The 13,953-nt window shown below is 40.9% G+C and carries 14 protein-coding genes and 2 tRNA genes; 6 read left to right on the top strand and 10 right to left on the bottom strand.

From position 1 onward, the window contains the following. The coding region (locus B5771_RS10390) for a transposase (protein WP_140417719.1) at positions 1-544 on the bottom strand (544 nt) is incomplete at its 3' end. A 295-nt stretch (positions 545-839) separates the two neighbouring features. On the opposite strand from B5771_RS10390, the gene B5771_RS10385 reads away from it, so the two are divergent. Beyond that, positions 840-1,178 (top strand): P-II family nitrogen regulator, encoded by a 339-nt coding sequence (locus B5771_RS10385; protein WP_088187436.1) that lies wholly within the window; start codon positions 840-842, stop codon positions 1,176-1,178. Positions 1,179-1,246: 68 nt separating this feature from the next. On the opposite strand, the gene B5771_RS10380 is transcribed toward B5771_RS10385, so the two are convergent. After that, a complete protein-coding gene (locus B5771_RS10380; protein ID WP_088187435.1) occupies positions 1,247-2,506 on the bottom strand; it encodes an ammonium transporter in 1,260 nt (419 codons plus the stop codon). Positions 2,507-2,744: 238 nt separating this feature from the next. Beyond that, complete coding sequence (locus B5771_RS10375) at positions 2,745-3,005, bottom strand: hypothetical protein (protein ID WP_140417718.1); 261 nt, start codon at positions 3,003-3,005, stop codon at positions 2,745-2,747. 387 nt (positions 3,006-3,392) lie between these two features. Here B5771_RS10375 and B5771_RS10370 point away from each other — a divergent pair, with 387 nt between their 5' ends. The 3 genes from B5771_RS10370 (at position 3,393) to B5771_RS10360 (ending at position 4,764) form a co-directional block, all read left to right on the top strand. Then, positions 3,393-3,827, top strand: coding sequence for a hypothetical protein (locus B5771_RS10370; protein WP_088187433.1), 435 nt, complete (start codon positions 3,393-3,395; stop codon positions 3,825-3,827). A 192-nt stretch (positions 3,828-4,019) separates the two neighbouring features. Next, positions 4,020-4,337: a hypothetical protein gene (locus tag B5771_RS10365; protein ID WP_047808686.1), complete on the top strand. Its 318-nt coding sequence runs from the start codon at positions 4,020-4,022 to the stop codon at positions 4,335-4,337. 351 nt (positions 4,338-4,688) lie between these two features. Further along, positions 4,689-4,764 (top strand) — tRNA-Thr (locus B5771_RS10360). Between the two features lie 83 nt (positions 4,765-4,847). Here the strand turns inward: B5771_RS10360 and B5771_RS10355 are convergent. The 7 genes from B5771_RS10355 to B5771_RS10325 form a co-directional block, all read right to left on the bottom strand. Further along, positions 4,848-6,317 carry a sodium:solute symporter gene (locus B5771_RS10355; RefSeq protein WP_047808685.1) on the bottom strand — a complete coding sequence of 490 codons (1,470 nt, stop codon included), beginning with the start codon at positions 6,315-6,317 and terminating at the stop codon, positions 4,848-4,850. After that, positions 6,317-6,511: a DUF3311 domain-containing protein gene (locus B5771_RS10350; RefSeq protein ID WP_047808684.1), complete on the bottom strand. Its 195-nt coding sequence runs from the start codon at positions 6,509-6,511 to the stop codon at positions 6,317-6,319. Before B5771_RS10350 ends, B5771_RS10355 begins: the two co-directional genes overlap by 1 nt. Positions 6,512-6,523: 12 nt before the next feature. Next, positions 6,524-7,702: a M20 family metallopeptidase gene (locus tag B5771_RS10345; protein ID WP_088187432.1), complete on the bottom strand. Its 1,179-nt coding sequence runs from the start codon at positions 7,700-7,702 to the stop codon at positions 6,524-6,526. Between the two features lie 271 nt (positions 7,703-7,973). Then, a complete protein-coding gene (locus B5771_RS10340; RefSeq protein WP_088187431.1) occupies positions 7,974-9,251 on the bottom strand; it encodes a transcriptional regulator in 1,278 nt (425 codons plus the stop codon). 313 nt (positions 9,252-9,564) lie between these two features. Continuing rightward, positions 9,565-10,023 carry a GNAT family N-acetyltransferase gene (locus tag B5771_RS10335; protein WP_088187430.1) on the bottom strand — a complete coding sequence of 153 codons (459 nt, stop codon included), beginning with the start codon at positions 10,021-10,023 and terminating at the stop codon, positions 9,565-9,567. Between the two features lie 181 nt (positions 10,024-10,204). Then, positions 10,205-10,651: a GNAT family N-acetyltransferase gene (locus tag B5771_RS10330; RefSeq protein ID WP_088187429.1), complete on the bottom strand. Its 447-nt coding sequence runs from the start codon at positions 10,649-10,651 to the stop codon at positions 10,205-10,207. A 434-nt stretch (positions 10,652-11,085) separates the two neighbouring features. Next, a tRNA-Thr gene (locus tag B5771_RS10325) sits at positions 11,086-11,160 on the bottom strand. Positions 11,161-11,394: 234 nt separating this feature from the next. On the opposite strand from B5771_RS10325, the gene B5771_RS10320 reads away from it, so the two are divergent. Beyond that, entirely contained in the window at positions 11,395-12,528 is a 1,134-nt protein-coding gene (locus B5771_RS10320) for a hydrogenase small subunit (protein WP_088187428.1), read from the top strand. Positions 12,529-12,579: 51 nt separating this feature from the next. Continuing rightward, positions 12,580-13,926 (top strand): nickel-dependent hydrogenase large subunit, encoded by a 1,347-nt coding sequence (locus tag B5771_RS10315; protein WP_172408235.1) that lies wholly within the window; start codon positions 12,580-12,582, stop codon positions 13,924-13,926. The last annotated feature ends 27 nt before the right edge of the window (positions 13,927-13,953 follow it).

Raw genomic sequence — 13,953 nt, 5'->3', positions numbered from 1 at the left:
GCAGCTTATCGATAATATTCATAGAGCTTTTGCCGAACGTATCGGAAACGACATTTCCAAGCTGAATGTTCGAAACAGTCAGGCTGTTTTGGAGCCGATTTTTCTCGCTCGACGAAAAGTTTGTCAGCTTGAAGCGGTAGCGCATCAGGTCACGGAGCTGCCGAATCGGCAAGGGAGGCATAAAGCTCCCTGCGACAAGATCATGCTTGAATAAGTCGGCAATCCATTGGGCGTCCTTTTTGTCCGTCTTCTTGCCGCGAATGGCCTTGACGTATTTCGGGTGAGCCAGGGTGATGTTGCAGGAATGCTCCAAGATGTTGAACACAGGAATCCAGTATTTCCCGGTCGATTCCATACAAACATCCTTGCATTCGTGCTCACAAAGCCACTGTGACAGCTCATTCAGTCCTTTGGTAAAGGTTGAAAAGCGATGGCGTTTGTAAGTCGTGACGCCTTTGTTGTTGGTGGAAGCAATACAAGTAACCACGAAGGTTTTGTGCACGTCGATTCCGCAACAGACTGGGTAAACAATTTTTAAAGCCATAAGCGTCTCCCTTCAAGGTAATACAGGGATAGGCAGCATTGACTGATTGCCCAGCAATAAACGAGTTGTTTATACAAAGATAAGTCTGCGTGCTCGAAGCGACACTTATTTGTGCTTGGAAAGGCAATCTACACATATAATCATGCGGTAACTCCAGCAAAGAGTTGCCCACTCACCTCCACGTGATTTGTAGTGTACTGGTATCCCTGTAACTAGAATACAAAAAAATCGCTCAAGATGAACGGATTTCGTTCCGTTTTGTGCCTTGAGCGAAGCGAAAGGAATGGCAATAATCATGAAAAAAATCGAAGCTATAATTCGGCCCGAAAAACTAAATGATGTTAAAACAGCTCTTTCGGATCTAGGGATCAATGGGATGACGGTCTCTAATGTCTCAGGATTTGGAAATCAAAAAGGGTATACCCAAATTTATCGCGGTCAAGAAATTGTCTCTAAGCTCTTGCCGAAAATAAAACTTGAAGTTATCGTTAGTTCAGCCAGGATTGATGAGGTTATCTCTTCCATCGTTGAATCTTCTAAAACCGGCAAATTCGGCGACGGTAAAATCTTTGTTTACGACGTAGCTGATGCAATCCGGATCAGGACAGGTGAACATGGCGAAGAGGCTCTCTAACCTTTTGAAACCACTTAGTTTTTTGGGGAACCTATTTAGGAAATTTAAATGGGATTATTATCCTAAACTCAAATATAAACATTCTCTGTAAGTTCAAAATCAGGATAAGCATTTTCTCGATGTTGAGTTAAATCTAAACCATTGACTTGTTCATCATCGGTTGCCCTTAGTGGCGTGAACAAAGCAACCACTTTTAAAATAACAAATGTCATAACGCCAGTAAAGGCATAAGTGACAGCTATCGCAAGCAGCTGAATGAGAACAGGATGAATTCCGCCGCCATTAAGCAAACCATTATGACCTTGGGGATTAAGACGCATATCTGCAAAAATTCCAGTAGCCAGGGTCCCCCATGTGCCTCCAATACCATGAATACCAAAAACGTCGAGAGCATCATCGTAACCTAACTTATCCTTAAGTACACTAACACCTAAATAGCAAACCCCTCCCGCGACAAATCCAATCAGCAGAGAACTCCCAGTCGATACAAATCCTGCAGCAGGCGTAATAGCAACTAAAGCCGCAATAATACCGCTGATTGCTCCAAAAACTGTAATTTGACGGCGATGGAACCATTCCAAGAGCGCCCAGCCGATCATTCCGGCTGCTCCTGCTATTTGGGTTGTGACCAATGCCAAAACAGCCAGTCCATTGGCACCCATGGCCCCTCCGGCGTTAAAACCAAACCAGCCGAACCACAATAAACCTCCCCCCAAGAGAACATTAGGCATGTTATGGGGAATATTAAACTCGTACCCAACCTTCAGCCGTTTTCCAATAATTAGGGCTGCAACCAAACCAGATACTCCCGACGCCATTTCTACGACTGTTCCGCCGGCAAAGTCCATGACGCCGAGATTCCTCATCCAACCCCCTACTCCCCAAACCCAATGGGCCAGAGGAATATAAACGAACGTACTCCAAAAGAACATGAATAAGAGAAAAGCGGGGAAACGCATTCTTTCTGCAGTAGCGCCACTGACAACCGCTGGAGTAATAATGGCAAACATTAACTGAAACATAAAGAACAATAAATGCGGGATCGAAGGTGCATAATCAGGGTTAGGGGTAAGCCCCACATTTTTTAAAGCAAACCAGTCCAAGCCTCCAATAATATGCCCATGATCAGGACCGAAGGCTAAGGAATACCCAAATACGACCCAGACAACGGTAACCAGTCCTATTGCGGCAAAACTTTGCATCATTATTGAAAGAACATTTCGTTTTCTGACCATCCCTCCATAAAACAACGCCAATCCTGGAGTCATTAAAAATACTAAGATGGTCGATAAAAAAACAAATGCGATATCCCCGGAGTTAAGAGTCATCATTTATGCCTCCTGCCTAAAATTTACTTCCCTGCATAAAAAATTAAATTAATGTGCCTGTAATGGCAAAGAGGCTCTAAAACGGCGTCACTAAGAACGCCGTTTTAGAGCCTCTTTGCTCACTTCTAACGACAAAACTGTATTACAATTATAACTTCGTTCTCTATAACTGTCTAGCTATTTTAATACTTAATATTGTATACAGGCAGCTATCTTGCCGCGGGGTCCATATTTTTATTCACTTGGTCATCAGTCTGCTAAAAAAATGATTAACCGCATCGATAATTGTCATTGCAACTGTCGCAGCCCCAATTACAAAGGTTGCCCACCACCGACGACTTTTTATTTCCTGCTCCTTATAGGCCTCAAACTCTTTTCTAGTCACATAGTTTTCGACCATAAGCAGATGTAAGCGAGCAACAGCATCTTTGACTTCTTTGACATCACCTTTTATCTCCGTAATATCTTCTTTGAGAGCCTGAATTTCAGCATCCCCCATCGCAACTCCCCCGTGCCTCGCTTTATATCCCATCGCCATCGTTCTCTTAGTTCAACTTATGCACCCCGCCCATTAAGTGTTCACAGTTTGTCCTGATCTTTTTGCTATAATTTTACTCATTAAATTACCAACGCCTTTAAGCTCTTAAATTTTTAATCTTTAAATCACACAAAGCATGGGATAACAGGGTAAAATTATGTGATTTAATTCAAATATTTTCTTAATGACAAAAACAAATTGCCGATAATTCAAAAATATATTTTTAAACTCACGTTTTAAATCTCTATTGGTAAGTCTTGGTGCTATGTCCACTAACATCTTCTTGAATAACTAGCCTTTTTACTGTAATTTAATGAGGTAATTATAATAAAAAGGAGATGAAGAGAATTGCTATCTTTAAAGAAAATTGCTATTACGACGGCTCTCATGGTTGTCGTATCCGCTGGTGTAGCACTTGCAGATAACCCGAGTTTTCTAACTGCTTTGGTTCAAAATGTAACTTCAAAAATTACCGCCTTAGTCTCTCCGAACGTTCAATCCGCTACGGGCTCTTTGAATGATACTACTAATCAATCGGAGCAGGATCTTCAGAATTATAATAATCAATATCTGCAAGATGTGACTAACACCCTTTCTCAATTCACATCGAATTATGCTGCACAGAAGCAAAACGATTTGAGAAATCAAATTCAATCCTATAAATCTCAAATGGATTCTCAAAAACAACAATTAATCCAAAACGCCGAAAATAGCATTCAACAGCAAATTGATACTCAATATAATAATAATATTAATAAGATTCTTAGCGATTTATCCAAGTAACGACAAGCGTGAGGTAAGATTCAGATTGACTCACAAATAATGAAGTTTCCCCCCATTTCTTAAAGCTGGAAATGGGATTTCTTTGTTTGCAAAAAGATCCCTTAAAACTACGAACAACTTGAAAATAATGGAATACACTAAAGATATAAGGGACAAGATGTAGCCTTTAAATAAACAAAGGAGGAAAGAAAATTGGATGAGCAAGAATTAGAGCTTTTCCAGGATATTCATGATTCAATTCGAAAATGCAGGCCCAATTGTAACTGTGTTCCATGCCCTCAAGGCGGTCTAGGATTTGTCGAAGACAGTTTGTTTATTGTTAGAAATCACAAAATAATTTGGGCAGTAATTCTGTTTAACGGGGCCATAGCCTTTAAGGAAGTCTCCCCAGAATGGATGCAACTATTTTCAGTAATTATCGTAAATTCGCCGAGTATTTTCGTTGAATTTGACAGATGTCATAAAATAGTTGAGTATACTTCCCACCAAGATAAAGTCTTACCAAAATAGTTTCTGCTGCCTCCTTGAGTGAACAACAGCCCCCCTAAGATAGAATAAGGCCATCTATACTTAGGGGGCGTTTTAAGTGAAATATATTTATCTTTTTCTTTTTATTTAGTAACATGACGTAACAAAATGGCATAAGATCTAATGCGCTTAATTAAGCCAGTCCTTGGACAGCGTCATAATTATCTTATCTCAAGTCAGCCCTCATCGACTTTGATGAGGGTCTTTTTGGCGAAAATAGTGACGTCAATGTCCTAAAGAAAAAAATTGGCAGCAGCTTGTGTTAAATCTCTGTCAAAAGTCATTGACAATCACTCTAAATCTTGATAAAATAACATTCGTCTCAATACATATGCCGATGTAGCTCAATTGGTAGAGCAGCTGATTTGTAATCAGCAGGTTACAGGTTCGAGTCCTGCCATCGGCTCCAGCTATATAGATTAAAGGCGCTTGTAATAAGCGCCTTTTTTGATGCCGTTTTTCTGAGGGCGTAGCCGATAATCTTAGAGTCTTCTATTTTGCATGCTGAACGTTGCTTTCGTTAACATTTAAGCCATGGGTAGCAAGGCTAACGATCGCCATAACAACGATATTAACAACAAGGGCAATGATACCCACATTAAGATCTTTAACCGCTTGCGGGAGCGAGGGGAAAATCGTACCAACGGTAATATTAGAAGCCGTAACAATACTAACAGTCAGAACGCCTACGAGTATACCTGCAAAGGCGCCTTGCTTAGTAACAAAGTTGTTCTTCATTAAACTAAAGATAAAGGCCGGAAATAGTTGAGTGACCAGGCTATAACCCATTAGAAGCAGAGTTACAATTGTTTTTCCGCCTTGCAAAGTGAAGTAAACTGCAACAAGAGCTATGATAGGGACTAAATATTTAGCCATTTTGGCAACTTGCTGGTCAGTCGTGGAAGGAACAAATACTTTATAGATATTTTTGGCAATTAAGGTGGCAGAAGCCATGAGAATCATTGAGCCAGGAACGATAGCAGTAAGAAGGCCTGCTGAACCAATTATCCCGACGAACCACGTAGGAAAGGCAATTTTAGAAAGCCTTAAAAGTGACAGATCTCCATTTTTGAGACCGGGAACTTGTAAAACAGCGACAAACCCCACAAAAAAGACAAAAAGCAAGACTAATTGATATAGAGGTAAGAATATCGCATTTTTACGAAACTCCTTCTCGCTTTTGGCTGAATAGATAGCTGCAAAGAAATGAGGCCACATGTAAAAGCCCAAAGCCGTTAAGAGAACTGTTGAGATAAACCAAGATACACTTAGTCCTTTAGAAGGTAAAGCTAAAAATCCCGGTTTTGCTTTATCAATGGCCATAAACATCGATTGGAATCCACCGTAATAATGGTAAGGAAGATAAATCCCCATAAAAAGAACGAGCAGAAGAATCATGGAGTCCTTAACGACTGCGGTCCAAGCCGAGCCATGAATACCTGAAACCATAACATAAATGGTAACGACGATAACTCCAATCCAAATGGCTAGGGTAGGAGAAACAGATCCATAAGAGGCTTCCGAGACAATGTTTCCCAGACCTGTAAGCTGAAGGACTAAATACGGAACGAGAGCAATAACTCCTACTAATGAGACTAGAACACCCAGCGCAGGGCTTTTATATTTCGTAACAAAAAAGTCTGATTGGGACATCAAATTGTGATCTTTGGCATATTTCCAAACTGCTGGCAGCATCCAATAGGAAATAACATAGGCCAAAGTACCATAACACAAGATGTAGAATGTAGGACCTCCTTTGCCATAGGCCCATCCGCTGCCGCCAAGAAAGGTAAAGGTTGTATAAATTTCTCCAGCCATAAGAATAAAGATAATCATGGCACCGAAACCGCGTCCTCCCACAGTCCATTGTTCCAGATCCATTTGTTTTCCTTTCTTGGCTCGTATACCTAAATATAGGGAGAAGAGCAGAAAGGCGAAAATTATTAATAAGGCTGAGTTCATTATTTATCACCTCCGTGATTAATTGGATCAAGTTTATAAATGAGTCCCATAATAATAGAGGTTACCACTACAGATAAGACAATCCAAAAAAGGATAAACGGCATGCCTAAGACATAAGGAGTTACTCTATTTACAAAAGGCATACTGCAAAGCATGAAAATAAACGGTATTATTGCCAACCAGCGAAAATTCATAATAGTGCCCCCCTAAACTTTTAATAATTTAAATGCTGCATTAGTAAAGAGTTTTACCCCCATCACCAAGATATCTTCATCGATAGTAAAACGCGGATGATGGTGCGGATAAGTTATTCCTTTTTCCGCATTACCGGCGCCAATAAAAATAAAGCTGCCGGGAACTTCATGCTGATATGCTGAAAAATCTTCTGCTATCATAGTTGGACGCACAGTTTCGAGGACTTGATCACCCAAAACTTCTCGGATTGTTTCCTCCATAATGCGAGTAAGGCCTACATCATTAATGACAGGTTGGTAACCCTTCACAAGTTTAAATTCATACTCAGCTCCATGAGCTTCAGTTACTCCTTTAACAACTTGCTCCATTAAACGTGGGACCAAGTCACGGTTTTCAAGCGATAGCGTCCGAATAGTACCTACGATTTCTGCACTATCGGGAATTACATTATCCGTGGTTCCCGCAACAAATTTCCCAATTGAGATAACTGCACTATCCAGCGGATCAATATTACGGGCAACAATATGTTGGAGATTGGTCACTACCTGTGCTCCAATAACTATTGAATCAACCGATGTATGAGGAGCACCTGCGTGACCTCCTTTTCCCTTAATAGTTATATGAAATGTATCGGGGGCGGCCATCATAGGACCATAAGCTATCCCGATTTTGCCCGCTTCCAGCTGTGACCAAACATGTGCTCCGATGACTTGGTCTACACCTTTCATTACGCCGGCAGCGACCATTTCCGATCCCCCGCCTGGGAAGAGTTCTTCAGCGTGTTGAAATAAGAAGCGAACCTCACCTTGAATTTCATCCTTTAATCCACTGAGGATCTTAGCCGTCCCCAGGAGCATTGCCGTATGAGCGTCATGGCCACAGGCATGCATAACTCCGGGATTCTGAGATGAAAATTCAAAGGTATTTTGTTCCTGGACAGGCAAGGCATCCATATCTGCCCTTATTGCTATAACTTTACCGGGTTTAGCTCCAATAAGTCTAGCAACGACACTGTTTCCAACCGGTCGCGAAAGCTCCAGATTACCAAAGGATTGAAGAGTCTCGTAAACAAACTGACTGGTCTTTTCTTCCTTAAAGGATAACTCTGGATGTTGATGAAGATATCTTCTCCAATTGAGGATTTCATCGTTGATTTGTTCAACAAGATTATTTAGTGTGATCGTTTCCATAATAATAGATGCTCCTTTTACCCTATGAGTTTAATAAGTATCAACCAATGCCCTATGGGGAAATAAAATATGTTTGTTGTTGCTAAGTATATTACAACTAATCCATAGCTCACCTTCTTATTCACATTTACGGTTATATTTCGGTCATAACCATTTATATTTATTATATAATAGATGCTTGTTTTTAGGTAGCCATTAAATAATAAAATACTGTATTTTGTGAAGCAAAAATTCTACTCTAGACACAAAAAAAGACAGGGGTTAATCCCTGTCAAAATAAAATACGATAAATCTTTCTTGGCCGTCCCCTTGGATAAGGACTTTCTTCACCAATTACCTGTGCAAACCCTTTATCCTCCAACTCCATGAGAATTCTTCGTGCGCTCCGAGGCATAATTTGCATATAGCGAGCTAGTTCATGGGCAGATATTTCACATTTTTGGGTTTTCTTTAAGATTGCCTTGATTTTATTTATGGTTGTTCCGCTTAAAGAGGTTTTTTCGCTTAGCTGGGCTAATTCTTCCGAGGCATAAGAATAGGTTATCTGCGCTTGTTTACCCAATGGGCCAACAATTCTTTTATCATCCAGAAGAATCATCCAAGTCCCCTGTCCATATTCCTTGGCATGAAGTAAGGCTTTTCCGGCATTGATCTCAGCCTCATAGGCTGTTTTGCCAATACCAATACCACAGGTTTGGTTATCGTGGGCAGTTTGAGAAGATCCCTCCAGCTCCGGCACAACGGTAAAGTTGCTCGTAATTTCTTGTAAAAGCCCTCGGGTTGTAAAAATAACATAACGTCCGGGTCCAGCTGCTTTTAAAGAACCATGAACTTTCTTTGCGTATTCGAGTAATTTTTCCGTAATTTTGATTTCTAGGCGATGTAATTCATCTGTGGAAAATGTTTCTTTGGCCAAGCGGGCAAAAGAATCAACTTCCACCATCTGAACAGCTATCTGCGCATCCTTAAAATGTAACGTTTCATTTGTCCGAAGTATAAGTTCAATGATTTCTTTCACTCCTAGGCGAGTCGGAAGGACCCGAAAGACTGGGACACCCAGTCGCTGAAGTTCAAGATGGGCAGTACGCAAACAGGTAACGGCCGCTTTCGTTTGCCCTGATTTCCAAAGCCTATAATGGTATTCACTTAATTCATCAGCAGATATTTCTCCTTGATAATATTTCAGGAAAATAGGCTTAGCCTCAATTTGTGCTTCCGAAAAAGTTTTTTCTAATTCGCTTGGTTGAAAAGTATCAAAACTCAATTGTTCCATTGTTAGGTCTTGTTCGTAAACGATATGTAACAAGGTCCTATATAAACTCGCACCAGTATGGGGAATATAAAACATAGGTTTTAGGATTCCACCCCAGAGTTTGGCAATTGAGTAGGGAACTTGTCCAGAAAACAGCCAAATATCAACATCATCAACATGTGGCCGCAAATTTTCAATTAGGTCTTTCTCATTCCAATACTCGAAAAATCGGCATTCCAGATCGGGATATTCGTCTGTAACAGACTTAATGATTTTAACAGTATCATCAGCCCCCATGATTCCTAATCGGGTTTTAACGATTAATAAGACCCTCTTTCCTCAATTTTATTACAAATTAAGTATAGACTATTTTCTTATATTTTCCTAATAGGGTCCATTGGGAGAATTTCGGTGAAAGATTGATTCTTAATGCTCCCATGCTGGGAGCGACTGCACATAATAATACGTCTACTGCTAACCATAGTTACCTTACTTATCTAATAGATCCTATAATTGAAATATGATAATAGTGAGCGGCAAAGCAAAGGCGGGGGTTAAAACTTGTAAATATATGACTTACTGATAATTATTTCGGCTATAAGGAATTTGATTAAACAATTTCTTTCCCAAGCATATAGTAATCAACCCCGGCTGAACCAAAGTCTAGCATTCGTGCTTCGAACTTGTAACGCTGTGTTATCCAAAAACAATTAGAAGTAATGTTTTCTGAGTTTGTTTTTATATATACTTTTCGAATACCTTTGTTTATAGCGAGCTGCTCTATCTCCTTGACAAGGGACGCGCCTATTCCTTGTCTTCTCTCCTGCCAACGAACTCCTAGCCAGACTATCTCGGCCACACCATTAGCCCCTTCATAAGGTTCGAACTGTAATGTACCAAACCCCTGAATACCTTTGTTTACGTAAACTAATGAGATATATTTTGGCAAAGTCAGGATTTCTCGGACAACTCTCTGAGCTACTTCTTTAGATTCAGATTCACTTATCATAGTCATCAAAATATTTGTAATACCAATGTCGTCCTCCTGAGAAGCTAATCTTATGTTCATTTACTCTTACTCCCAACTACAGAAAAAACCTGCAACACAAAGAACGCCTTTCGATTTAGACGTTCTTTGCACATAATTCGTCTTTAGCGAAGGTTCGCACAATTAGAGTCCAAAATGAATGTATTGACAATAGCACTAGTATTTTCACTAAGAATGCTGATGCTATTATTTATTGAACCGATTAAGACGTTTTGTCATTGATGAACTTTCTAAATCCTTTAGCTTCATCTTCTCCATATCCAAGAGCCTCATACAATTTGTGAGCTTCCTTTCTTTGCTTTCCTGACACCAGGATAATATATCTACATCCTAACCCTTTAGCTCTATCTTCCAAATCTAATAACATTTGTTTACTTATACCATGTCCTCGATATTCCTTATCTACAATTAAGGCTTCTATTACCAAAAAGGAATTGAAATTTGACACCATAGTAAGACAGACTATGCCCATTACAGTACCAACAATTTTTCCATCCTCTTCCGCCACTATTAAAATATAATTATAATTACTTCTCATTGAGGAAAATTTTTCTATCATGTTTTTTCTATTATTTTTCGGCTCAATTAATGACTCATATAAAATAGCCACGTCATTTAAATCTTTCTCTTCCATATTGCGTATTAGCACGCTATCACCCTCCACTTTTCCATTTTATGCTTGAAATCATTCGCTATCATGGGGAATTTACCTTTATTTTACTTATCGAATACGATAACGAACATTTTGACAAGTCATATTAACCAACTTCCATGTTTTGGGGCAAATTCCTTCCCCGTATTAAACAAAGAACGCCTTTCAGTTAAGGCGTTCTTTGCGCATAATTGGTCAAATGTCAAATAATTTCAATCCACGCTCCCATGCTGGGAGCGACCCCGAAACCTTTATCAAGTTAATGGCAGCGGTTTTACCCGGATGGGTTATTTAGTGATTTTAGGTTTGTTTAGGTTAAATTTTATCTCACCTTTATCTCATCTGTCCCCAAAATGTCCCCAAAGCTAAGTTTTATGCATCAAATGTATAAAACAAAAACCCCGCAATCACTTGCGGTGTCTAAGTTCTACTGGAGCCGATGGTCGGAATCGAACCGACGACCTGCTCATTACGAGTGAGCTGCTCTACCTCTGAGCCACATCGGCAATTACGGACGAGAGTTATATTACCCTATTTTCGCCGTTTCGTCAAATATTTTTTTATAATATATTCGAGAAACTATATTCTAAAATTGTATTCGAGCTGTTTCATTTGCTTATTAACTTAGTCACTGCAATACTACCCTTATTGATGTATGCCTTTTATTCACTCCAACAATTTCTTCGCTTTTGAGTTAATTACTATTTTTTGGGAAATAATACCCTCTCAGGGGGTGTGTCATACTGGATCGTCGTGAGTTTCTAAAATTAATCGTTAAAGGAGCAATTTTAGGGAATTTTTATCAACTAATTACCCCTCACCTTTCTCGAGCAATTGCAGCAGGTGATATTAAAAAGAAGTTACCGGTTATTATGATCGAAACAGGCACATGTACGGGAGATAGTATCTCCTTCGATAATATTTGGACCCCCACGTTCTCCGATATTCTTTCAAACATTCTCGATTGGCGTTACGATTGGAGCATGAATCAGGCTCAAGGAAGTGCTGTCTACCAAGTTCTTCTAGATACCTATTCTAAACTGCCCAACGAATATATTCTAATCGTCCAGGGATCAATGATTCACAGTGATTCTGGGCATTACGACCATGTCGCCTATGAACAAGGCAAGCTCATTACGGGAATAGACCTGGTTCGCCGCATCGGCCTCAAAGCTAAGTACGTTGTAGCTATAGGCAGCTGCGCCGCCTTTGGGGGACCTGTTGCCGGTTATCCTAATCCGACTCGATCAACAGGAGTACAAGATGTCTTACCCGAGAGAAGGGTTATCAATGTCTCAGGCTGCCCCGCTCACCCGGATTGGATCATGGGGACCTTACTTCACCTGGCCTTATATGGCGAACCGGAGCTCGAAAAGTACGGACGGCCAAAGATGTTTTACGGAGAAACCATTCATAATCGCTGTCCAAGAAGATCCTATTATGACCAGGGAATCTTTGCTACAGACATTGGGCAGAAAGAATGCCTTTACCGAGTGGGATGCAAAGGGCCTGTCACCTATGCTGATTGTCCAATTCGCCGCTGGAACGATCGCTTAAATTGGCCTATAGGCTGCAATACTCCGTGTATTGGCTGTACAGAACCTGGCTATCCTGATCTTATGTCACCATTTACCGTTCACTCTCCTGACATTCCTTTACCTGGTGGAACAAAGATTGCGACCGATTCTGTTGCCCTGGGAGTATTAGGTTTTACTTCGGCAGCAATTATTGGTCATGCAGCAGCTTCCCTGTATAAGGGGAGAATTCAAAGAAATCTTCTCAAGTCGACAGTTCGGGGGAAGCATCGTTTTTCCCTCACTAAGGTTAAAACCTTCCACACCTATCGGGTCAAGAAAAACGCCAAAAAGGAGTGACCAATACTGGAAAAGAAGGTCATCTTTCCTGTAACTCGTATTCATAATCCTATGTTATTGGAAGCTTGGTTAGAAAATGGGGTAATCAAAGATGCTTACATTTCTGATACCCTCTACAGAGGATTTGAGCAAATCTTAATTGGCCGCTCCCCCATGGATATGCCCTATTACACACAACGTATCTGTGGCATTTGTTCTTCTGCTCACGCCATCACCGCCTCCTTGGCTGTGGAACAAGCATTGGGAATGCAAGTTCCGCCTAATGGTCATTTAGTCCGCAACTTGATCTTAGCCAGTGATGTCATTCAGAACCACATTCGCCACCTCTACTTATACGCCTTGCCGGATTATTTCCGCGGTCCTGACCTTGCTCCCTTTATTCCCCATTCAGAATCCGACCTACGTGTATCCAAACAAGAAAATGATTCTCTTACCGAACATTATTTTAAAGCTCTGGAAATTTCCCGAGCCGCTCATGCTGCATTTGCCGTTTTTGGAGGAAAAGCACCACACGGCCATGGAATCGTTCCTGGAGGAGCCAGCATGGAAGTAGACGCCGACAAGGTCAATCGCTATCGTGGATATATGATGGAAATCTTAAGCTTTGTCGAGAATACACTCCTGCCGGGTGTGGACTTAATTATTAAACGCTATCCTGATTACGTGGATTTGGGAGAAGGAGTAGGAAATTATATGTCGGTGGGGGGATTTCTGAATCCTGAGGGAGCAGCGCTGTTTCCCCAAGGGATCATTCTTCAGGATAAGAGAGAAAGCTTCAATCAAAGATACATTACTGAAGATGTAACCAGAGCCTGGTATAAACCTCATGGGCCGCTTCATCCCTCAGAAGAGGATACAATTCCTGATCACAGCCAACCTAAAGGATACACCTGGGTCAAATCTCCGCGCTATCGCGGCCAACCCATGGAAGTTGGTCCTTTAGCACGGGCGATCATCAATCAAGAAAAAGTCATCGGTCACGGAGCATTAGCACGGATATGGGCTCGCTCTTATGAAATCAAAAAACTTGCCGAAGCAACGTTAGGATGGCTTAATCGTCTGGAACCTGGAGCAGAGACTCTTAACCGAAAAATAGGCTCTGATTCTGGAAGCGCTGTTGGTCTCCACGAAGTTATGCGTGGAGTCTTAGGCCATTGGCTTAGCGTGAAAAAAGGACGCGTGCAGCATTATCAAATTATTACTCCTTCTGCCTTTAATTTTGGAGCCCGGGACGAATCAGGCACTCGCAGCGTAGGAGAATCCTCACTGCTTGGTTTGAAGGTTCAATCAGAAGATCTCAAAGAAGCCGGCAGGATCATCCGTTCTTTCGATCCCTGCTTTTCCTGTAGTGTTCATCTTATCGACGGTGAACGTATTCAGGCTTTACGAATTGAATGAGGACTTTACTTTGCCAGTTAAATCTCA

Source organism: Desulfosporosinus sp. FKA, assembly GCF_002196785.1.
In the GTDB taxonomy this organism is placed as follows: Bacteria; Bacillota; Desulfitobacteriia; order Desulfitobacteriales; family Desulfitobacteriaceae; genus Desulfosporosinus; species Desulfosporosinus acididurans.
The sequence above is the reverse complement of the archived record's forward strand: the minus strand, read 5'-3'. Positions and strand labels throughout refer to the sequence as shown.

Bases quoted from the DNA above. Each gene is read 5' to 3' on its own strand.
- B5771_RS10385 (WP_088187436.1), top strand. From the start codon at position 840: ATGAAAAAAATCGAAGCTATAATTCGGCCCGAAAAACTAAATGATGTT.
- B5771_RS10380 (WP_088187435.1), bottom strand. From the start codon at position 2,506: ATGACTCTTAACTCCGGGGATATCGCATTTGTTTTTTTATCGACCATC.
- B5771_RS10375 (WP_140417718.1), bottom strand. From the start codon at position 3,005: ATGGGGGATGCTGAAATTCAGGCTCTCAAAGAAGATATTACGGAGATA.
- B5771_RS10355 (WP_047808685.1), bottom strand. From the start codon at position 6,317: ATGAACTCAGCCTTATTAATAATTTTCGCCTTTCTGCTCTTCTCCCTA.
- B5771_RS10350 (WP_047808684.1), bottom strand. From the start codon at position 6,511: ATGAATTTTCGCTGGTTGGCAATAATACCGTTTATTTTCATGCTTTGC.
- B5771_RS10345 (WP_088187432.1), bottom strand. From the start codon at position 7,702: ATGGAAACGATCACACTAAATAATCTTGTTGAACAAATCAACGATGAA.
- B5771_RS10340 (WP_088187431.1), bottom strand. From the start codon at position 9,251: ATGGGGGCTGATGATACTGTTAAAATCATTAAGTCTGTTACAGACGAA.
- B5771_RS10335 (WP_088187430.1), bottom strand. From the start codon at position 10,023: ATGAACATAAGATTAGCTTCTCAGGAGGACGACATTGGTATTACAAAT.
- B5771_RS10315 (WP_172408235.1), top strand. From the start codon at position 12,580: ATGTTATTGGAAGCTTGGTTAGAAAATGGGGTAATCAAAGATGCTTAC.